Source organism: Halorhabdus salina (assembly GCF_013839425.1).
In the GTDB taxonomy this organism is placed as follows: domain Archaea; phylum Halobacteriota; class Halobacteria; order Halobacteriales; family Haloarculaceae; genus Halorhabdus; species Halorhabdus salina.
Genome location: NZ_JACDNP010000001.1, coordinates 252,928 through 273,515, shown reverse-complemented (window position 1 = coordinate 273,515; position 20,588 = coordinate 252,928). Strand labels below are relative to the sequence as shown.

The 20,588-nt window shown below is 60.0% G+C and carries 24 protein-coding genes; 18 read left to right on the top strand and 6 right to left on the bottom strand.

Translation table 11 applies throughout. The features are described from left to right. Genes HZR20_RS01380 through HZR20_RS01370 form a run of 3 tightly spaced genes read right to left on the bottom strand, consistent with a single transcriptional unit; the run spans position 1 to position 3,945 of the window. Positions 1 to 816 (bottom strand): CheR family methyltransferase, encoded by an 816-nt coding sequence (locus tag HZR20_RS01380; protein WP_181684803.1) that lies wholly within the window; start codon positions 814 to 816, stop codon positions 1 to 3. A gap of 52 nt (positions 817 to 868) precedes the next feature. Next, positions 869 to 2,866, bottom strand: a complete 1,998-nt coding sequence (gene cheA / locus HZR20_RS01375) for a chemotaxis protein CheA (RefSeq protein WP_181684802.1) — start codon at positions 2,864 to 2,866, stop codon at positions 869 to 871. Positions 2,867 to 2,871: 5 nt separating this feature from the next. Further along, positions 2,872 to 3,945, bottom strand: a complete 1,074-nt coding sequence (locus tag HZR20_RS01370) for a protein-glutamate methylesterase/protein-glutamine glutaminase (RefSeq protein ID WP_181684801.1) — start codon at positions 3,943 to 3,945, stop codon at positions 2,872 to 2,874. Between the two features lie 245 nt (positions 3,946 to 4,190). Between HZR20_RS01370 and HZR20_RS01365 the strand changes: the two genes are divergently transcribed. The 17 genes from HZR20_RS01365 to HZR20_RS01285 all read left to right on the top strand — a co-directional run bounded on the left by HZR20_RS01365 (position 4,191) and on the right by HZR20_RS01285 (position 17,956). Next, complete coding sequence (locus HZR20_RS01365; RefSeq protein ID WP_181684800.1) at positions 4,191 to 4,616, top strand: chemotaxis protein CheW; 426 nt, start codon at positions 4,191 to 4,193, stop codon at positions 4,614 to 4,616. A gap of 95 nt (positions 4,617 to 4,711) precedes the next feature. Further along, positions 4,712 to 5,437: an RAD55 family ATPase gene (locus HZR20_RS01360; protein WP_181684799.1), complete on the top strand. Its 726-nt coding sequence runs from the start codon at positions 4,712 to 4,714 to the stop codon at positions 5,435 to 5,437. A gap of 163 nt (positions 5,438 to 5,600) precedes the next feature. Continuing rightward, on the top strand, positions 5,601 to 5,936 hold the full coding sequence (locus tag HZR20_RS01355; RefSeq protein WP_181684798.1) for an ArsR/SmtB family transcription factor: 336 nt from the start codon (positions 5,601 to 5,603) through the stop codon (positions 5,934 to 5,936). Between the two features lie 156 nt (positions 5,937 to 6,092). Then, on the top strand, positions 6,093 to 6,371 hold the full coding sequence (locus HZR20_RS01350; protein WP_154553218.1) for a DUF7521 family protein: 279 nt from the start codon (positions 6,093 to 6,095) through the stop codon (positions 6,369 to 6,371). Between the two features lie 212 nt (positions 6,372 to 6,583). Continuing rightward, positions 6,584 to 7,204, top strand: coding sequence for an archaellin/type IV pilin N-terminal domain-containing protein (locus tag HZR20_RS01345; RefSeq protein ID WP_181684797.1), 621 nt, complete (start codon positions 6,584 to 6,586; stop codon positions 7,202 to 7,204). Between the two features lie 91 nt (positions 7,205 to 7,295). Further along, the gene (locus HZR20_RS01340; RefSeq protein WP_181684796.1) at positions 7,296 to 7,949 is read left to right on the top strand and encodes a DUF7500 family protein; all 654 of its coding nucleotides are present in this window, start codon (positions 7,296 to 7,298) and stop codon (positions 7,947 to 7,949) included. A gap of 125 nt (positions 7,950 to 8,074) precedes the next feature. Further along, entirely contained in the window at positions 8,075 to 8,434 is a 360-nt protein-coding gene (cheY, locus tag HZR20_RS01335) for a chemotaxis protein CheY (protein ID WP_181684795.1), read from the top strand. A 3-nt stretch (positions 8,435 to 8,437) separates the two neighbouring features. Then, positions 8,438 to 9,664 carry a chemotaxis protein CheC gene (locus HZR20_RS01330; protein ID WP_181684794.1) on the top strand — a complete coding sequence of 409 codons (1,227 nt, stop codon included), beginning with the start codon at positions 8,438 to 8,440 and terminating at the stop codon, positions 9,662 to 9,664. Then, positions 9,661 to 10,176 carry a chemotaxis protein CheD gene (locus HZR20_RS01325; protein ID WP_181684793.1) on the top strand — a complete coding sequence of 172 codons (516 nt, stop codon included), beginning with the start codon at positions 9,661 to 9,663 and terminating at the stop codon, positions 10,174 to 10,176. The genes HZR20_RS01330 and HZR20_RS01325 overlap by 4 nt, the downstream gene beginning before the upstream one ends. A gap of 219 nt (positions 10,177 to 10,395) precedes the next feature. Further along, positions 10,396 to 12,180: a FlaD/FlaE family flagellar protein gene (locus HZR20_RS01320; protein WP_181684792.1), complete on the top strand. Its 1,785-nt coding sequence runs from the start codon at positions 10,396 to 10,398 to the stop codon at positions 12,178 to 12,180. Then, positions 12,164 to 12,604 carry a flagellin gene (locus tag HZR20_RS01315; RefSeq protein ID WP_181684791.1) on the top strand — a complete coding sequence of 147 codons (441 nt, stop codon included), beginning with the start codon at positions 12,164 to 12,166 and terminating at the stop codon, positions 12,602 to 12,604. The genes HZR20_RS01320 and HZR20_RS01315 overlap by 17 nt, the downstream gene beginning before the upstream one ends. Further along, entirely contained in the window at positions 12,597 to 13,046 is a 450-nt protein-coding gene (locus tag HZR20_RS01310) for a flagellar protein G (RefSeq protein WP_181684790.1), read from the top strand. The genes HZR20_RS01315 and HZR20_RS01310 overlap by 8 nt, the downstream gene beginning before the upstream one ends. Beyond that, positions 13,043 to 13,801, top strand: a complete 759-nt coding sequence (locus tag HZR20_RS01305; protein ID WP_181684789.1) for an ATPase domain-containing protein — start codon at positions 13,043 to 13,045, stop codon at positions 13,799 to 13,801. The genes HZR20_RS01310 and HZR20_RS01305 overlap by 4 nt, the downstream gene beginning before the upstream one ends. A 12-nt stretch (positions 13,802 to 13,813) precedes the next feature. Further along, entirely contained in the window at positions 13,814 to 15,484 is a 1,671-nt protein-coding gene (locus tag HZR20_RS01300) for a type II/IV secretion system ATPase subunit (protein WP_181684788.1), read from the top strand. Then, positions 15,484 to 17,226, top strand: a complete 1,743-nt coding sequence (flaJ, locus tag HZR20_RS01295; RefSeq protein WP_181684787.1) for an archaellar assembly protein FlaJ — start codon at positions 15,484 to 15,486, stop codon at positions 17,224 to 17,226. The genes HZR20_RS01300 and flaJ overlap by 1 nt, the downstream gene beginning before the upstream one ends. A 74-nt stretch (positions 17,227 to 17,300) precedes the next feature. Further along, a complete protein-coding gene (locus tag HZR20_RS01290; protein WP_181684786.1) occupies positions 17,301 to 17,744 on the top strand; it encodes a DUF5807 family protein in 444 nt (147 codons plus the stop codon). Positions 17,745 to 17,779: 35 nt separating this feature from the next. Further along, on the top strand, positions 17,780 to 17,956 hold the full coding sequence (locus HZR20_RS01285) for a hypothetical protein (RefSeq protein ID WP_181684785.1): 177 nt from the start codon (positions 17,780 to 17,782) through the stop codon (positions 17,954 to 17,956). A gap of 11 nt (positions 17,957 to 17,967) precedes the next feature. On the opposite strand, the gene HZR20_RS01280 is transcribed toward HZR20_RS01285, so the two are convergent. From HZR20_RS01280 to HZR20_RS01270, 3 genes are all read right to left on the bottom strand, one after another. After that, a complete protein-coding gene (locus tag HZR20_RS01280; RefSeq protein WP_181684784.1) occupies positions 17,968 to 18,315 on the bottom strand; it encodes a hypothetical protein in 348 nt (115 codons plus the stop codon). A 167-nt stretch (positions 18,316 to 18,482) separates the two neighbouring features. Then, positions 18,483 to 19,550: a DHH family phosphoesterase gene (locus HZR20_RS01275; RefSeq protein WP_181684783.1), complete on the bottom strand. Its 1,068-nt coding sequence runs from the start codon at positions 19,548 to 19,550 to the stop codon at positions 18,483 to 18,485. A 2-nt stretch (positions 19,551 to 19,552) separates the two neighbouring features. Continuing rightward, on the bottom strand, positions 19,553 to 20,014 hold the full coding sequence (locus tag HZR20_RS01270) for a universal stress protein (RefSeq protein ID WP_181684782.1): 462 nt from the start codon (positions 20,012 to 20,014) through the stop codon (positions 19,553 to 19,555). A gap of 107 nt (positions 20,015 to 20,121) precedes the next feature. Here HZR20_RS01270 and HZR20_RS01265 point away from each other — a divergent pair, with 107 nt between their 5' ends. Next, complete coding sequence (locus HZR20_RS01265) at positions 20,122 to 20,574, top strand: universal stress protein (protein WP_181684781.1); 453 nt, start codon at positions 20,122 to 20,124, stop codon at positions 20,572 to 20,574. The last annotated feature ends 14 nt before the right edge of the window (positions 20,575 to 20,588 follow it).

Genomic DNA, 20,588 nt, shown 5'->3' with positions numbered 1-20,588 from the left:
TCAGCGTCGTTCGTAGACTCGGTGTTGTTTGTCGACCGCGTCGAAATCCGAGCGCGCGCCGGCCGGAATCGTCTCCGTCATGCCGATCATCAGATAGCCACCGCCCCGGAGTGACCCGCGGATCGTCTCGAAGATCGGGTCCTTGTACGAGCCGTCGATGTAAATGAGGAAATTCCGACACAACAGGAGGTCGAAGTCCCGTTTCGGGTCACCTCTGATGAGGTCGTGTTGCTCGAAGGTGACCATGTTCTTCACACGGTCGTTTACCGAGTAGGTGTCCGCGTCACGGTCGACGTACTGCTGATTGTTCGTCAAGGGGGCTAATTCCTCGCCGATATCCGACGTCTGTGAGGCCTCGTACACCCCGTCCCGGGCTACTTCGAGGATGTCCGGATTGATGTCTGTCGCCAGAATATCCAGGCGACGGGCGTCGATTTCCGGGTCGTCGAGGGCGAGCATCGCCAGGGAATAGGGCTCGCGACCGTCCGCACAGGGCGCACTCCAAGCACGCACCTGGCGATTGTCGGCCGTCAGCGTTCGGAGAACCGACCGCAGACCCTCCCAGGCGTCGGGGTTCCGGAAGAACCCGGTGACGTTGATCGACAGTGAGTCTAACAGTGCTGCTTGCTCGTCCGAATCGCGTTCCAGGAGCCGTTCGTAGGCTCGGTAGTCGTCACTGTCAGTCCGCCGGATGCGGGCGGTAATCCGGCGATCCATGTAGGAGTCGTTGTAAAAGTCCGACTCGAAGGCCAGTTCCGACTCGATGTAAGCGAGCAGGGACTCGAATCCCCGCTGTGATCCCGACCGGCGACTCATCGATTTATCACGTTATGTTTTCTCATGGCTCGTTGGTAATGAGGTCACCGGTCTACAGCGTCACGACGTCGAGGATGTGGACGATGTTCCCGTCGCCCAGGACGGCCGTGCCCGAAAGTCCGGGTGTGCCCGAGAGGATTCCCTCAAGGGGCTTGACGACGACCTCTTCTTGGCTGTTGACCTCGTCACAGCGTAACGCCACTTTGCGTTCTGATTCCCGGACGCGAACCAGCATGCCGTCGCCGTTTTTCGTTTCCCCGGGGACGTCGAAGGCTTCCTCGAGGTGGATGATCGGGTAGATCTCGTCGTTGTGTTTGATCACTTCGCTGCCGTTGATCGTTCGGGCCTCCCTGGCAGCGGTGATCTCGTCGACGTTCTTGATCGGGATGCCGTACTGCTCTTCGCCGACCTGGACGAACAGCACCTTCACGATGGCCATCGTCACCGGCAGGCGCAGTGAGACGGACGTCCCGTCACCAGGTGTCGATTCGACGTTGACTGACCCGTCGAGTTGGGTCACTGTCTCGTGGACAACGTCCATGCCGACTCCCCGGCCCGAGGTGTCGGTTACCTCATCGGCCGTCGAGAACCCTGGGTGAAAGACCAAATCGTAGATCGCCGAGTCGTCCATCCGCTCGATCTCTTCGGCCGAGCGAATCCCCTTTTCGAGGGCTTTCTCGCGGATCGCGTCGACGTCTAGCCCGGCCCCATCGTCCTCGACGGTGATGACGACGTGATCGCGCTCACGGCGGGCGCGAAGTTCGATATGCCCTTCGCGGGGTTTGCCCGCGTGTTCGCGCTCTCCGGGCGGTTCGATCCCGTGATCGACCGCATTCCGGAGAATGTGCATCAGCGGATCGGAGATCTCAGTCAGGATCGTCCGGTCGAGTTCGATGTCTTCGCCTTCGATGGTGAACTCTACTTCCTTGCCGAGATCACGCGAGAGGTCACGGACCAGCCGCGGGAACTTCCCGACGACCTTTCGCAACGGGATCAACCGCATGTCCATGACCGTGTTCTGGAGATTCGCCGTGATCTTGTCGAGTTCGTTTAGCGTCTCGGTCGCCGAATCCACGTTCTCCTGTTCGGTTGCCCGCCGGAGCTTGATCCGGCTGGTGACCAGTTGTTCGACCTGGCCGTGCAAGTCATCGAGTTGGCCGACGTCGACTCGGACAGATTTGATCTCGTCGACGGACGAATCTCCATTTCTGGCCGAGGCGGCCGTCCCAGCATCGTCGTCGTTGGGTCCGGTGTCAGCAGCGGCGACTGCTGCCGTGACGTGGTCGACCGTCGCCCGCTCGACCGAACCTGCGTCGTCGATTGCGGTTCGCACGGTCGCTTCGTCGCCAGCAGCGACGAACACTGAGAACCCATCTTCGAACGCTCCGTTCTCGACGTCATCCCGGTCGGGATCGGTCGCCAGGACGTCCAGGGACTCGACCAGTGATTCGACGGCCAACATGGCGTCGACACCTTGCATGTTCCCGTCACCGACGTCGATGTCGATGTGATAGACGTCACCCTCGTCGGGCTCGGGGACGTCCGTCCGATCGAGAATCGCCATTACGTCGCTGTCGTCGGACTGGTCCGCTGACTGGTCACCCATCTCGGAGCTGTGATTCTCGGCGTCGGAGCTACTGTCGTCGGTCCCGCCTGATCCAGCAGCCCCAGCCCCCTCTTCGATGACTGTCCGGATGTCGTCGACGATCGCGGCCGTGTCGGCTGTCGGCTCGCCGTCCTGCTCTATTTCGTTGACGATGGCTTCGATCTCGTCGACGCCGGCGAACACGAGATCCATTACTTCGGGGGTGACCTCCATCTCGCCCTGGCGCATCTGGTCGAGTAGATCCTCGACAGCGTGGGCCAGATCACTGGCATCGTCAAAGCCCATCGCGCCGAAGTTGCCCTTCAGCGTGTGGGCTGTCCGGAAAATCGACTCCATTGCCTCCTGGTTTTCGGGGTCCGATTCGAGTTCGAGCAACGAGTTGTTCAACTGCGTGATCGCCTCCTCACTCTCGCGGATGAAGGCGTCGAGGTATTGATCGTCCATTGTGATTAGTGCACCTCCGGTTTGACTGCCTCGATGATCCGGGTCGAGATCGAGTCTAGCGAGCAGATGTCGTCTACTTGGCCGGTTTCGACGGCCCGCTTTGGCATGCCATAGACTGCTGAAGACTCCTTGTCCTGTACGAGGGTCGTGCCTCCGGTGTCTTTGATCGCGCGGATGCCGTCAGCACCGTCTTCGCCCATCCCGGTGAGGATAACGCCGACCAGTGGATCGTCAATCGCGGCTGCCGCACTCGCCATGGTCACGTCGACCGACGGCCGGACGCTGTTGACCGGCGCGTCTTCGGTTAGCGAGACGCGGAGTCGACCATGGGTGTAATTCGAGACCTCCATGTGATAGCCGCCCGCTGCGACCAGGGCGTCACCGCCAGTGATTCGGTCGCCGTCGCTGGCCTCACGAACCGTGTACTCACTGCGACCATCCAAACGGTTAGCGAACCGACTCGTGAACTCGTCGGGCATGTGTTGGACGACGAGGATTCGCAGGTTGGCCGCGACGGGCAACTCTGAGAGCACCCGCTCGACGACGGTCGGGCCGCCCGTCGAGGAACCGATAACGAGCGTTGGATTTTCGACATACTGCTCGGCACCAGCGGCCGGCGTTGCCGACCCCATTGATGCCCCGTGACTGTCTCGGGCGGCTCTGGCCATCGGGTCGACGTCCGCGACCGTCCGTACCATGTCGACGAGCTGGTCTTTCAGCCGGGACATTTCCATCGACACTTCGCCGCCGGGTTTCGTGAAGAAGTCCACGGCCCCTTTCTCTAAGGCTTCGAAAGTGACGTCGGCATTCTCGTCGGTATGGGCACTGAGCATCAGGACCGGTGTCGGACACTCGGCCATGATCTGATCGACTGCCTCGATGCCGTTCATTTCCGGCATCTCGACGTCCATCGTCACGACGTCCGGTTCCTGCTCGCACACGATTTCGACTGCCTCGCGGCCGTTCTTCGCGGTCGCGACGACCTCGACCCCTCCCTCCTCGAGGATGTCTGAGATGACACTCCGCATGAAGTGGCTGTCATCCGCGACGACGGCGCGAGGCGATGACCGTGCTGACATGTTCAGTATGGTACCCTACGCGGCAGTTCGGTTAAAGGTGATCACCGCGGCTCGATCTCGTCCGGTCATTGGCGGGTCACTCCTTGGATAGTGTTGCCCAACCCAGCAAATAAAGACTCCGCCGTCGGAATCATCACTGATAACCTGATGAACACACTTATGGTGATTTTCGCGGAACTATTGGTCAGAAACGATCCAGTGGCGTCCCCCACCGCGGATCGGCCGCCACTGGGAGGAGATCACAGATGTCAAATTCGACCGGCCAAGTCCTGGAGTTCAAGCTCGGCGAGGAGCGCTATTGTGTCAGTATCGACTACGTGACCGAGATCGTCGACGTCGGCGAACTTACGGCCGTCCCGAATTCGCCACGCCACGTCGAAGGGGTCATGGACCTCCGTGGTCGCACGACCTCGATCGTCGATCCCAAGGTCGTCTTCGACATTCAGGAGTCCGGAGAGCAACGCCGTATTATCGTGTTCGATCCGGAAATCACCGCCGATCAGGAGGCTGCCGGATGGCTTGTCGACGAAGTTTATCAGGTTCGGGCGGTCGACGAGAAGAACGTCGATCCATCGCCCGCCGGCGCTGGCGCGGCGTCGATCAACGGAGTTGTCAAACGCGACGACGGGTTTGTGATTTGGGTCGATCCTGTCGCGGTTCACTCGGCGTGACCGCCGGGACCGCTCTGTCAGTCCCTGCACGATGCAGAAGCCTTTTTGTTTGCTGGCGTACCATTCCAGAACAACCGGCGACGAGGCTATCTACGATGGTTGAACTCACACAAACTGGCATTGAAGGGCTCGATTCGATCCTCAACGGCGGGATCGTCACCAACTCGACGACGCTCGTCATCGGGACGCCCGGTGCCGGCAAGAGCATTCTGGGCTTGCAGTTCATCTACAATGGTGTCGAGCAGTTCGACGAGCGGGGCATTTTCTTGTCCTTCGAGGAAAATCGCGAGGATTTGGCTGCTGCGGCTGAATCGATCGGTTTTGACCGGTGGGCCGAACACGTCGAAGCAGGCGATATCAAGATCTACGATAAGCGTCGCCTCCTGCAGGAGAACGATTTCTCGGACACACTTGAGGTCCTTCTCGAAGACCTCGGGCAAGACCAGTACGATCGCCTCGTGTTGGACTCACTCGCGATGTTCGAGCTCTTCTTCGACGATGAGGGCGAACACCGGACGTATCTCCTGAAGTTCACCGATATTCTCAAGCAGAACGGACTGACAAGTTTGCTGACGAACGAACAGTCCACGGTATTCCCGGATACTGATATTGGCCTGGAGAACTTCCTTACGGATGGCAATATCTATCTCATCCAGACGCCGACAGAGTCAGGTGTCACCCGGTACGTCTGGGTTGCGAAGATGCGCAAGCAGGATATCGAGACAGACATCTATCCGATGGAGATAACCCAGGGTGGCATCGACGTCCACGACAATGCCAGCGCGTTCTCGATGATGAACGACTCCGAGTCGCCACTGTGACCCAATTCAACGGAGTGAGAACTCGTTCTTATCCGTGAAAACGGGCTTTTGAACCCTTCTCTTCTCGGTCAACGCCAGTCTCTCGATCAAGCACTGGATGCTGGTTTCGCGTCGCTTTCATCGTCGATACTTTTACTTCGCTGTGCTTCATTATCTGATAACAATGGTATCGGTCGATTTACTCCGGACCCTCGGGAACAAGTACAGCGCCGAGATTCTGGACGCGACCGAGGAACCGAAATCGGCCCAGGAACTGAGCGATCAGCTGGACATTCCGATCGCGACGTGCTACCGACGGATCGACGAACTTACCGATCACGATCTGCTCGAACTTCACGACAACGTTCTCTCGGACGACCGTCGACGTATCAAGGTATACCGGCGGAACGTCGACGCTATCGAGGTCTCTTTCGAGGAATCGATGCTGATCGACGTCGAGAAACGGTCAGAGGTCACGAACAAACTCGACGAAGCCTGGCGCACGTTGTCCGAATCGTGACCGTGCGTACGCGTAAGTGGTCTGTTTTTCCGTGGGCTCACAATCATGTGGGTACACGCACCTTCGCCCGCTCTAACTGGGATCGCCTGATTATCAAAGGAGATATTTTCGAGGAATGATTTAATAGGTGACCACGGCAACCCCTAGTCGGTGCCAGTGATAGAACTCCTCTATGCGGTGTTGACGCTCGTCTTCGTCGTTGCAGGCCTGACAATGGTCGGGATGGCGATGCGGGCGTACGTCCAGACGTCGCGTCGTGCCATGCTTCACTTGTCGCTGGGGTTCGCGCTGGCAGTCGCGGGCGCTGCCTCAACGATGATCAGTGCGTTCTTGACTGGATTCAGCGGGACACGAGGCCTGTTGCTCGTCAACAGCGGATTGACCACGTTTGGGTACCTGTTCGTGATGTACAGTCTCGTCACGTACGAGGCGTGATCGAGCGACGTTCACTGACAGCTGGGCCGGTTCTACGAACGTCTGCTATCCCTCCTTTTTCGGGGACCCTTCTGGCATTTTTGATTGTGGAGTCCACGTTCGTTACCCTGGGACCGATGTTTTCATCATCGATAATCGGGGGATGATTCTTAAGTAAGTCCAAGAGGATCGTTCAGGTAGAGTCTGGGAAACAGAGCCCAGGCGGAGATACAATGTTCGAACGCAACGACAAACCGGACGAGCGAGCCCAGGTCGGGATCGGCACACTCATCGTGTTCATCGCGATGGTGCTGGTCGCGGCGATCGCGGCGGGCGTGCTGATCAATACGGCTGGGTTCCTTCAGAGTAGTGCCGAAGAGAGCGGTGAACAGGCAGCAGAGCAGGTCACCAATCGACTGGTGGAAGTCGGGACGACAGGAAATGTGACCGACGGTGGTGAGATCGATTACGTGAACATGACTGTTCGACTGGCCCCCGGATCGAACGACGTGAACCTCAACGACACGACTATTCAGTGGGTTTCCAACGACGGGAGTGCTCAGCTGGTGAGCGCAAGATTACCTGACGCTGAAAACGATACCTACGGTCAATTCAACTGGACGGCCTTGCGCGATGGTCCCGAGGACGATACGTCGATATCGAGTGATGATACGTTGAACGACCCTGTCGATAGAGCGATTCTGCAGTTCAACATGACCGAAACTGACAATCCAGCAAATATTGGAGCTGGAGAAACCGTCGAAGCGCAGATCGATACGCGCTCCGGTGGTCAGACGACGGTGACGCTCGTCGTGCCGGACTCACTCTCGAACAAGGAAAGCGTCGAACTGTAACGCGACGCTGATCTCTTTTTCGTTTTCCGTCGTATCGACGAGTGGCGACACCACCGACGGAATTATTGTCGCTCGTCACTGACACACACGCATGGCGACGGGGGACGACCCTGACGACGAGGACGATGGTCGCGTGCTCGCACCGGAAGAGCTGGATATCTCCGATGACGAGCACGTCGCAGAGATAGAGGACGGCCGCTACGTCGTCTCCCCCAACGATCCGATCGGTGACGTCGACGGGATCGGCACCGCTGGCTCCGCAGCGTCGCCGTCACCTGACCCGGTCGCGGACGCTCCTGACGAAACCGAAGCGTCAGTGCCGGCCCCGTCGACACAAACTGACGCCGATGAAGCAGAATCGGTGCCAACGAGTTCCGGCCAGACCGGCGTCGACGAACTCACGGAAGCGGACGTCGAAGACTGGCTGCGCGATTCTTTCGAATCGGTCGGCTCCCGATATGGCTTTCACGTGACGGCGACGTTCGATGGGCGGGTTTCCCAGCGCCGGATGATGTCAAACGACGTCGTGACGATCTTCGAGAGCCTAATTCTCTGGTACGCCCAGCATATCGACAGCGAGACACCCGTCGAAGAAATCCTCGGCATTTTGCTCACCGAATCGAACGTCCCGATCAGCTATCCGACAGAGCGACTGTCTCACCTCGTAAAATCGCACGACCTCGGACCGAATGATTCGATCGGCGAACTGCTCGAACGCGTCGATGAAGACGGCTTCGAACTGTAATCGACGGTCGCCCCGCCCTCACATCTGGTATCGCTCTGTCTCTCGACGATCCAAAACGCTATCAATCGCGATAATCGTACGGAAGCATTTATTTGCTGAATTCGCCAACCTGCGAGGTAGAAGACATGCCTGAAGTACTCATCGCGGACGACTCAGAGTTCATGCGGAACCTGCTACGTGAGATCTTAGAGGAAGATCATCAGATCATCGATGAGGTCGAGAACGGCGTCGAAGCCGTCGAGGCCTACAAAGAGAACAACCCGGACCTCGTGATGATGGATATCGTCATGCCGATCAGGGATGGCATTGAGGCGACAGACGAGATCAAGTCCACAGACCCTAGTGCCAACGTCATCATGTGCACGAGTGTCGGTCAGGAAGAGAAAATGAAAGAGGCCGTCAAAGCAGGTGCTGACGGGTATATCACCAAACCCTTCCAGAAACCGAGCGTGATGGAAGCGATCGAAGACGTTGTCCCCTCCTGACCGATGAAGGTCGATATCCAGTCGCTCGGGACGTTTAATCAACTCGCCCACGAGGGTGCCCAGCAAGCGACCGCATCGATGGCCCAGATGACGGGCATCGATGCAGCGGTCGACGTGACGAAGATCACGCTGGTCGATCGAGACGACATCGGTGAGCACCTGGACGACCGGAACTTCGTCGGCGTCCAGTTCGACTTCGAGGGAGAGTTGTCCGGCCAGACTGCGCTCGTGATGGACCAGTCATGCAGTGAGACGTTGACTGACGCACTGCTCCCGGGAGACTCGGCAGCCGACATGGCTGAAAGCGGCGTCAAAGAGATCGGCAACATCATGATGAGCGGGTTTATCGACGGCTGGGCAGATTACCTCGAAACGACGATCGATCACTCGCCACCGACGTACATCGAGGGTATCGGCCGGGACGTCATTCCCGATTCGAAGACAGTCGAGGGCGACGACGACAGTGCCGACCAGCTGTTCGTCTTCAAGAGTCAAATCGAGTGGCTCGAAGAGTCAGTCGATTTTTACATCTACATGTTGCCCGACTATGACTCGCTGACCGATCTCATGATGACCCACGCCGACACCGCGGGCGACGCCATTCCGATCGATAAGTTGCAGGTGTTCAATCGGATGACTGAGCGCGGAACTGAGAAGGCAGCCGACAACGTCTCGATGATGACTGGCATCGAGACGGAGGCAGAAGTAAGCCAGATCAGCTTCGCCCGAATCGAAGATGTCCCAAAGCAGATCGGGAACGCCCAGTACGTCGGCACTGTCGTGGAGTTTACCGGCCTCCCAAGTGGCTTCCTTCTGGTGTTGTTCGACGAGCAGTCGGCCAAAAATGTCGCCGAGGCGTTGATGCCGACTGACGTCGATAGCGACGAATTGACGGACCAGCACACCGCTGCGATCGAGGAGCTGGGCAACATCATGACGAGTGGCTTCGTCGATGGCTGGGCGAACGTCCTCGAGACGTCCGTCGACCACACGCCTCCGAGACTTGTCCACGACATGGGGCAGGCGATCCTCGATCCCCTGGCTGCACAGGTGGGCCAGCACCAGGAACACGCCTTCATCATCGACTCCCGGATGCAGACCGACGACATCGAGTTCGAGGCCGAGATTCACGCCTTACCCAACGAGCAAGAGCTGCGAGAGGCACTGGACGAACTCATGGTCGAGCGAGCCGAAGAAACCGAAGCTGACCCAGATGAACTGTTCCAATGAAGGTATATAACGGGTCGGAACAGACGGATGCAAGCACGACCGAACGGATCAAGGTCGGCATCGCTGAGTACGATGTCTCGACGAACGGTGCCGTGTTGACGACCAGCGGCCTGGGGTCGTGTATCGGTGTCGCCGTCCGCGACGAGGCGGTCGGTGCGTCCGGGCTGGTTCACGTCATGTTGCCCGCAGCCGACGAAGTCGACGGCGGCAATCCCGCCAAATTCGCCGATACTGGCGTCGAAACACTTGTCGCGGAGATGGAGCGCGTTGGCGCTGATCGGGCCGATATGATCGCAAAGATCGCCGGCGGCAGCGATATGCTTGACTTCTCGAAAGATGGGTCCGGAATCGGTGCCCGTAACGCAGACGTCGTCAAGGAGACCCTCGAGGAGATGGATATCCCGGTCGTCAACGAGGACGTCGGTGGCGATCACGGCCGCTCGCTCCGGTTCGAGGGTAGTAGTGGCGACCTCGTAGTCAAGAGCGCGAACATGGATTCCCGGCGTCTGTGAGATACCTCTCTGAATCTTTTCACGTCCTCGGACATGACTCATCAATGCAGTGGTTGTTCCGAGAATCGATATTTCGGGGGCCCTGACGCCACCACACAACGTCCCGTTGGGGGCGTCAGACACTAATTTCTTGCCGGTCTCTGAGAATAGAACAGTCAGTTATCAAATATGATACTCTAAACGGTACATTGAAGGGTTTGAGCGGCTATTTTTGTTGTGATGAGTGGTCTCTCGTCCCTGTGGCTCGGATCGGCCGTAACGACGGTGGCCGGTCAGCCCGTGTTGGATGTCGGCGGGTGGTTCCTGGGGCCGACCGGTGCAGTGTCGCCAGAGCCCTTGGTTGTCGCACTGCTCTCGGTGGGGTTTGTCGGCATGAGCATCAGGTCTGTCTTCGATTCGATTCTCTCCGACGACGAAGAGGTACAACCGGACGATTCGGGCGGTGGCGAGGGACTGATGCCGGAGGAAAGCGGTGGCGACGATTTCGGAGATCTGGGCGGTCTCGACGATGGCGGTGACGAGTTTGGAGAGTTCGAAGACGACGAGTTTGGCGACATGGACGGGGGGTCCGATACGGACGAACTGGAACATCGGCTTGACGAACTCGAAACGGAAGTCGGTAGTCTTTCCTCGACGGTCAACACTGTCCGCAACGAGAACGAGCAGATCTCGGAGACAGTCGATGACGTCGAGGAGAATGTCCGAAAATTGCTCGATATTTACGAGATGGTGACTCGCGGTGTCAATCCCTTCGCCGACGACATTGATGCCGGCGGACTGGGCGGCCCGGGCGACGAATCGTTCGGTCTGTTCGACGACGGCGACGATGGCCAGGCTGACGAGGATCTCGAAGAGGACATCGCGAACGCCGATGCAGAGGGGTTCTTCGACGAGGATCTCGTCGAGGACGACGATGAACTCGAGGCTGACACAGATGTCGGCGAAGTTCTCGGGGACGACGACCTCGACGATGGTGGTGACGACGTTGCGTTTGACGACGAGTTCGACGAAGATTTCGACGACGGTGACGACTTTGAGATGGAGGATGACTTTGACACGGACTCGGGCGGCGACGACAGCGATGGTGGCGAGGAAGGCGGGAAGTCATTTGCAGAACTGAAAGACGAGTACGAAGCGGGCGACGCCGAATGGGCCGAGGGAGAGGACCGAGGGGACCCGGACGAGATGGCCGCTGAGGCGGAGGCGACCGAAGCCGAGGACGACGAGCCAGGCGACGCCTTTGAGGAACTCGCGGACGAATCGGCCGACGACGAAGAGCCGGCGGATGCGTTCGACGAACTCGAAGACGAATCGGCTGACGACGCGCTTGCCGACGATGACCTCTTCGATACGGTGATCGACGAGGAGGAAGAACCAACAGCGGACTCCCAGCCGGAGCCGAACACCGCCGAGGAAGCGCCTGAACCAACTGCCGAGACTGCGGAGCCAATGGCCGACGCTGCAGAGTCAGATTCTGACACTGCGGACGGCACAGCTGTCACCGACGAGGCGTCCGAGATGGACGCGACGCTGTCAGACGCCGAATCCGAGACGGATCCTCACTCGGCTGTCGACGAACCGAAGGCGGACGCAGGTTCCCAGGCGAGCGGTCAGGCGGACGAAACGGCCGACCAATCGGCCACGGAGTCGGCCAGCGGCGAGGACGGGAAGCCGTACCTCACGGAGCTCCCCGACGGCTTCCTCGCTGACCTGATCGTCGTCGAGTGGCTGGAGTTCCTCGTCGAGGAGGTCGGGATTCGAGCCACGGCCGAGGCGATCCACTACTACGAGCGCATCGACTGGATCGACGAGGATGTCGCCGATCAGCTCCAGGCGTACCTTCAGGGCTTTGAGGCGGATAGCGAACCGTCGACGCTGACTATCGATCACCACACCAAGAGCCTCCGCTACGTGAGTCAGTTGAACGGCGGCGGTGCCGAATCAGTCGCCCTCGAACAGATGCCAACTATGGCTGGAGGTGGAGCAAATGGGCTTCAGCGTTAGCGCCTCCGTGGCGATCATCTTCGCTGCGACGCTCATTGCCTTCGGGATGTTCCACACTGCAGCGTTCAATACCGTCGAGCGGGTGACGGACGCTCGAAACGCAGCTGAGGATGACTTGCTGACCCAGCAAAACACGGCCATCGCGATCCACAACGCGACGTACGACGACGGCAACAACAGTCTAATCGTCACGGTCAACAACACGGGTGCGTCCGAGTTGACCGTCGAGGGGACGGACCTGATCGTCGACAACGAGTACCAGACGAGTTTCACCGAGCGGTCCGTCGACGGCGACGCCGGAACGGACCTGTGGCTGCCGGGCGAGCAGTTGCGATACAACGTCTCGGCTACTAGCCAGCCCGACCGGGTCAAAGTCGTCTCGGGTCCGGGAGTTTCCAGTACGGAGGTGGTCGTGCGTGGCTAGTGTCTCTGCGTCCCATCTGATCATCTTCATCGCGAGTATTCTGGTCGCGGCGAGCGTCGCGGGGGTGCTGACAAACACGGTCGGCGAACTCAGCGAAGCCGTCGACGAGCTCGGGTTAGACGTCAGTGACGACGTTCGCACTGACATCGAGTTCATCAGCGACAGCGGCGCGACGGTCTACAATCGGTCTGGCAACGAAAACATCACCCTGTACGTCAAGAACACGGGTTCTCAGGATCTCCCGCCCGATCCAGTAGTGATGGACGTCCTCCTCGACGGCCGGTTCCAGACTGACTTCACGGTGACGGTCGTCGATGGGGAGACCTGGCGGATCGGAAACGTCGTCCGGATGGATATTTCCGCGCCGGACCTCTCCAGCGGTGACCACCGCGTCCAGCTCACGATCAATGGAGACGAGGAGGTGTTCGAGTTTCGCACATGAGTATCGCAACAACTGACCTCTACTCGCTTGGCCTCGACGAGCGGGATCGACTCAACAAGGAACTGGGCGGCGGCATCCCCCCCGGAAGCATCGTCCTCGTCGAAGGGGACTACGGGGCCGGGAAGTCTGCGATGAGCCAGCGGTTCAGTTACGGGCTCTGTGAGACCGGCCAGACTGTCACGATGCTCTCGACGGAGCTGACGGTCGGGAGCTATCTCGATCAGATGCACAGCCTGGACTACGAGATGGTCGAACACATTCTCGACGAGAATTTGTTGTTCCTGCACGCTGATATCGGCGATTCGAATACGTTCAGCGACGACGACGAGAGCGACCGGATGGACCTGCTCAAACGCTTGATGGACGCCGAAGTGATGTGGGATACCGACGTAATCATCATCGACACGTTCGACGCCATCCTCCGGAACGATCCCAAGTTCGAGGCACTGGTTCGCCAGAACGAAGAACGCCAGGCCGCCCTCGAGATCATTTCGTTTTTCCGAGACGTCATCGCCGAGGGGAAAGTCATCATGCTGACGGTCGACCCCTCGACGCTGGACGAAGACGCGATCGGTCCGTTCCGGGCCATCGCCGACGTGTTCATCGAACTCGAGATGATCGAGGTCGGCAACGATGTGCGCCGCCAGATCTCGGTCAAGCGCTTTGCCGGCATGGGCGAACAGGTCGGCGACACGATCGGGTACTCCGTCCGCTCGGGGACGGGAATCGTCATCGAATCACGCAGCGTGGCCTGAGGTGAATACACTATGACAGATCACGGCAGACCGAAACCGTCAGACGAACTCCGCCAACACGCAGCCAGACGGCCCCATCTCCGTGATCACCTCCAGAAGTTCAAGCAGATCACCGGCGAGTTCCCAATGTTCATCGAGGAGGCCGACGGCGAGTACGAGACCAACCGTCCGAACGTGATCTATCCCGTCGGTGGCCCGATTTACACCCACGTCTACGGCGACATCGGGCAGGACATCAAGTACTACGCCATCGAACCCGAACTCGAGGACGACGAGTTGACGGTCTTCGAAACGGTCCGTAACCGACTGCTCGAAAAGAGCGTCATGAAGCCGGCACCTAGCGAGGAAGCCGAGTACGACGATCGGATCGAGGAACTCCTCCAGGAGACGACGTCTGTCACGAGTAGCGACGAGGGGGGCGTTCTGAGTCGCGTCAGCGACCTCGCGAACATCGGCAAGGTCGAAGTCTCCGAGGAGACGTACGAGAACATCCGCTACCGGCTCAACCGTGACATTGTCGGTCTTGGGCCCCTGGAACCGGTGATGCGGGACCCGGCCAACGAGGACATTCACGTCATCGGGCCCCACGAGTGTTACGTTGATCACTCCGTCTACAGTCTCATCAAGACGACCGTCGACTTCGGCGAACCCGAGGAGTACGAGCAGTGGCTGCGAAACATGGGCGAACGGATCGGTGATCCCGTCTCCGATAGCGACCCGATCATCGACTCGACGCTCCCGGACGGATCGCGTATCAACATCATCTACTCCGACGACGTCTCGTTGAAGGGTCCCTCGATGACCATCCGGCAAGGCACCGAGGTCCCCCTCTCAATCTTCCAGATTACCAAATGGGGCACCCTTAGCCCGGAACTCTCGGCGTATCTCTGGCTCGCCCTTGAGAACGAACAGACGGTGTTCGTCGTCGGGGAGACGGCGTCGGGGAAGACGACGACGCTGAACTCCATCATGTCGTTCATCCCCCGGGACAACAAGATCTACACCGCCGAGGACACCTCCGAGGTGCTGCCACCGCACGACACCTGGCAGCAACTCCTCACTCGGGAAGGTGACGACGAGGGGACCGACGTCGACATGTTCGACCTCGTCGCCGCCGCACTCCGGTCCCGTCCTGACTACATCATCGTGGGCGAGGTTCGTGGCGAAGAGGGGCGGATGGCGTTCCAGGCGGCCCAGACCGGCCACCCGGTCATGCTGACCTTCCACGCTGCCGACATCGTTTCGATGATCCAGCGGTTCACCGGCGAACCGATCAACGTCCCCGAGACGTTCATGGACGTCGCCGATATCGCACTGTTCCAGAATCGGGTCAAGCAGGGCGATGACGTGCTCCGCCGGGTGACCTCAGTCCAGGAAATCGAGGGCTACTCAAAGGAGATGGACGGGGTCGTCACCCGCCAGAGCTTCTACTGGGACCCCGTCGAAGACGAAATCGTCTTCCAGGGGATGAACAACTCCTTCGTCCTCGAAGAACAGATCGCGACGTTGCTGGGCTACGAGGACACGCGTGACATCTACGATGACCTGAAGTTCCGCGCCAGACTCATCGAGCGGGCGATCCAGGAGAACATCCTCGGCTACCACGAGGTCAACGAGATGATCGAGAACTTCCAACGGGACGGCGTCGAGGGAATTTCTTTCGACATTCACCGCCAAGACTGATGGCCTCCGAAGAAGCTTCACTCGATCTGACGATTTCCGGCACGATAGCCTCGCTGATGGATTCCTATCGTCGGATGGGAATTCCGATTCAGCGATACCTGCTGGCCATCCTGTTGCCGGCCTTTCTGTTTTTCGTGGTTACCCTCGGGATTGCACTTCTGGCACCGCTCCCGCTGGCGATCAGCTTGCCATTCCCGTTGCTTGGACTCCTGTTGTTCGGGGCAGCGATCTTCTATCCGAAAGTCCAACTCTCGCAGCGTCGGCAGGCGCTGAACAATCGGTTCCATCTCCTGGTTACGCACATGACGGTGCTGGCGACGACCAACATCGACCGGATGGAGGTCTTTCGAGCGCTCGCCGAAGAAGACGAGTACGGAGAACTCGCCACGGAGATGGGCCGGGTCGTCGAGTTGGTCGATACGTGGAATTTGAGTTTGGACGACGCGCTCAGGCGGCGGGCCAAAGAGGTCCCGAGCGAGGCCGTCTCGGATTTCTTCGATCGACTGGGGTACACGCTTGGGGCAGGGCAGGGACTGGACGACTACTTGCTCTCCGAGCAGGACATGATCATCGACAATTACAAAACCGTCTACGAAGGCGCGCTCGGCAATCTGGAGGTTATGAAAGACCTCTACCTGTCGATGATTCTCTCGATGACGTTCGCACTGGTGTTTGCGGTCGTCCTTCCGATCCTGACGGGGACCAATCCGATGATGACCGTCAGCGCTGTCATTGTCCTCTTTATTTTCGTCCAGACCGGCTTCTTCGTCGCGATTCGATCCCTCGCGCCGTATGACCCTGTCTGGTATCATCCGGAGGAAATCACGTCGCCGATGGAGCGCCGGCTCAACATTAGTTTTGCCGCCGGCGTCGGACTGACGGTCGTACTTGCACTTATCACGTTCGGTGGGGCAGCAGGCGTCAGCCCGATCACGCTGAACATGCTACTTCCGATCTTCGATCCCGTGCCGCTACCGTTCTACGCTGCTGTGCCGATCACGCCACTGCTCATCCCCGGTATCGTGATCCGTCGTGAAGAACAGAAGGTCAAGGCCCGCGACGAGGAGTATCCCAGCTTTATCCGCGCACTCGGGTCGACGGAGGGCGCAAAGCAGTCGACGACCGGTACGGTCCTCGAATCGTTGCGCACCAAGGACTTCGGGCCACTCACCGAGAACGTCGATAACCTCTATAAGCGGTTGAACATGCGCATCGAGCCTTCGAAGGCCTGGGGGCACTTCACGGCGGAGTGTCGATCCTACCTGATCCAGACCTTCAGCGAGATGTACCTCGTCGGCCGCAAGATGGGTGGCAGTCCGAAGCAACTGGGCGAACTCATCAGCGAGAACATGAACGAGGTCCAGCAACTCCGCCAGCAACGCGATCAGGAAACGACGACGCTCATCGGCGTCCTCTACGGGATCTCCGCGGCATCGACGTTCGCCTTCTTTATCGGATTGCAGGTCGTCAATATCCTCTCTGAAATGAGTTTAAATCTCAACACCGGAAGCCGCTTCGAGGTCAATTCACTCGTCCACACTGCCGTCTACGATATCCCCGTCATCGAGTTCCTGCTGATCATCGTTATCGTATTCAATGCCTTGCTGTCGGCGCTGATGATCCGGACGACTGACGGGGGCCACAAGCTCAACAGCTACATGCACTTCGTCGTGCTGACCTGGGTCGGCGCGGTCATCGCCATCTTCACGAAGTTCGTCGTCTCCAGCGTCATCAACGTCTGACAGCTCCACGGTCCGCGCAGGACGTTCCGGTCATCTCCGTGTCGTTTTTCCCTCCCTGTACCGTCGCCCCCGGTATGACCGATCGTGAGGCGTTCCTGGCCGGCGACCGACCCGATGACGTCGCCGTCTTCCTCCACGAAGCGGCCGTTTCGAACCCTGAAGCACTCGAATCGTATGCAGAGCCCGTTGAGCATGGGGTCGTCCTCGTGTTGCCCGGGGCGGAGGGCCGCAGCGCCTTCCAGTCGGCAACGAGCATCGATCCGATGGCCCTGGCACAGGACGCGATGGACACCCCCAGCGAAATCGACGACGACCTGACCGGCGGGACCTGCCCGGCTGCCACAGACGAACCTGACGCCGACCACACTGTCAGATTTCTCTTCGCGTTCGCCGAGGCCCAAAACGACGAGGTCGGCGGACTCTACGCGGAGGGTGACGTGATCCATGCCTACGCGGCGTGTGCCTGTGGCGAGCGCTACAGCGAGAAGTGGGTCGTCGACGACGGTGTCGGACAGTAACGCTTTTTCGAGCGACGGTGTGAGGGCCAGCCGGAATGGATCGATCGGACACCATCCTCACCGGACTGGTCGGTGTCGTCGGCGCGATCGCCTTTCTCGGCCTGTTCGTCTACCCGATGCAGTACGGGCCCGTCGAGAGCGCTACGGTAGCTGGACTGATCGTCCTCGCCGGGCTCTGGGAGTTCGTCCTGGATAGCGCCGAACTCGGGTGATCGGCCGGCGGTCATAGGCGGAACGGCCGGAGGAGCCGTCTGCCGAGTGCACGGACCAGTCCAGTGACTACGCCGCCGTCGTGGCTGTACTGATGCGGGATCGACTCCCGACCGATCTCGTGCCGGAGGTGCTGGACGCCGTCGACGAGCAGCCACGTACCCAGGGCGGCGAAGGAACTTGCGGCCAGCGAGATTCCGCTCTCGAAAAGGAGCCACCCGGCCAGGCCGAGACCCAGACAGCCCAGGAGGACGTGATCGGCGTAATCGCCGACGAACTGCGCCAGGTAGTCGCCGCTCACCGTCAGGACCACGAACCCGAGGGCGACGCTGGCCACCGTCGCCGGAGACGACCCGAGCACGACGAGCGTCGCCGCGACGATCGCCTGCTTCGCGACTGCACCCCGTGTCGTCCGAGTCCACCTTTTTCCGCTCGGGTGCTTCGCTCGCGGCTTTACCGCTCGCTCCCCACCACTCGCGCAAAAATCTGGACCAAAAACCCGCTCGCTCCCGCCGGTCGCTCACGGCCTTACTCTTCGATGTCCAAGCGCTTGAACGCGTCGACGATCGCCTGCTTCGCGACTGCACCCCGAGTCGTCCAGTGGTGGGCGTAATCGAGCATGTCGTCGTAAATGTCGGGCTTGCAGCCGGCGGCTTTCGGGTGGCCGCCGCCGTTGACCTGGGCAGCGACCTCGTGGGCGCGCTCGAAGTTCTCGGTGCCCCGGATGCTCGCGGAACCGGCCGGCTTGACGATCACGGCGGCGTCGGCTCCCTGCTCGCGGAGGGCTTCGGCCACTTCGTTTTGCGAGCAGCGGCCGTAAGTCACGCCAACGGTCCAGGGGCCAACCTCGCGTAGCTCGGCGCGTTCGACGGCCTTCTCGATGAGGGCGTCTTTCTCGATGCGCCGTTCGGCAAGGAGTTCCGTAGCCTCGGGTGGCAAATCGGCCCCGTGTTCGCGGACGATGTCGACGTATTCGTCGGGTTCGATCCAGTGGGCCAGGTCGGCGAGGTCGTCACTCCGTGGGTCGTCTCGAATCCAGAGATCGTGGTCGCGCGTCACGGCAGCGAGGTCGACGAATCGCTCGTCGAAGTCATCCGCCAGTTCCGCCAGGGCAACGTCGGCCGTACAGACTTCATCGGAGTCCCCGACCGTCAACTCGACGCCGGCAGTCTCGACGGCGTCCGCCAGATCAGGCTCCCACTGGTGGTGGTCGAACCACCGGACTGAATCCGCGCGGTCAACCAGTGTGTGCAGCGCCTCGATGTCTTCGGCTGCGTCCGGACAGAGATCACAGAGGAAGACACGCGTTCCTTGATCGACGTATTCGGCGGCCCAGTCGATCGCCCGGTCGAGGTCGTGCGGGCTGGCCGGGAGTAGCGATACGTCGTCGAACTGTGCTTCGAGCAGGGCGACACAGGCGAGGCCGTCAGCGTCGGTGTCGGCGATGACGACCGTCTCGGCGTCGGCCAGTCGCTCTGCGGCTTCGCGTTCACGCTCGGTTTCTTCGAGCGATTCCGGGTAAAAGAATCCCTCTCCGGGCAGGATCGATTTCCGTTCGATCGACAGCCGTTCGTCGTCGATGAGCCAGTCGTCCATGGTTACTGCGCTCCCTGGGCTGGGCGCTGGGGTTGTTCGTTAGCTTCCAACTGCCGGACGGTCAACACCGGGACAGGTGACTGCCGGACGACGGCTTCGGCGACACTCCCGAGCAAAAAGGCATGCTCGCCGTGCCGGCCGCGCGTGCCGGTTGCGATCACGTCGGCCTCGACCGATTCGGCGTACTCACAGATTTGTTTCGCCGGTCGCCCCTCGCGGATCGACGTGACGACGTCACGATCGGCCCGCTCGGCGATCGTCTCGAGTGCCTCTGTTCCGCGGTCTCGAAGGGCATCGCGTAGATCCGCACGGACGTTCTCTGGCGCGGCGGCGACGTCACTCGAATCGAGGACGTACAGTCCGTGGACGGTGCCGTCGAACCGCCTGACGAGGTCGAGTCCGACCCGTACCGCTCGTTCAGTGCTCGCCGAACCGTCGGTCGCGAGCACGACCGTGTCGTACATGCAGATGAGGTATCTCTCTGCCGGGATAAAGCTGGCGTGGCGTTGTCGTCAACCGACAGTGACAGCGCTCGGTGGGTTTTTGATGGTTCCTGACACAGTACCGTTCAATGAGTGTCGATATCGAGACTGTCTTTGTCCCTGTCGACGGGACCGACACGTCCGAGATGGCAGCCGAAAACGCTCTGGCGGTGGCCGATCGGTATGGGGCCGATGTCCACGTCCTCCACGTCATCGACGAAGGGATCGCGCGTGGCATCGATTCGGGCTCGATCGATCCCGATAGCGTCGCCGACGAACACCGGGCGTTTATGGGTGCTGTCCGGGAGATGGTCCGCGACGAAGGCTATGACGTCACGCTCTCCCAGTCGGCGGCCGCCGGCTACTCGGCGAGTTCATTGAGTCGCCATCCGGTCAGCGTTGTCTTAGACGCCGCCGAGGAACTCGACGCTGATTTCATCGTGGTGCCACGTGAATCAGCGATGGACGAACCAGGGGCGATGCTTGGCCGGGTCGCCGGGTACGTCCTCTCGTATGCCAGCCAGCCAGTCCTCTCCGTCTGACGGACCGTAGCCGG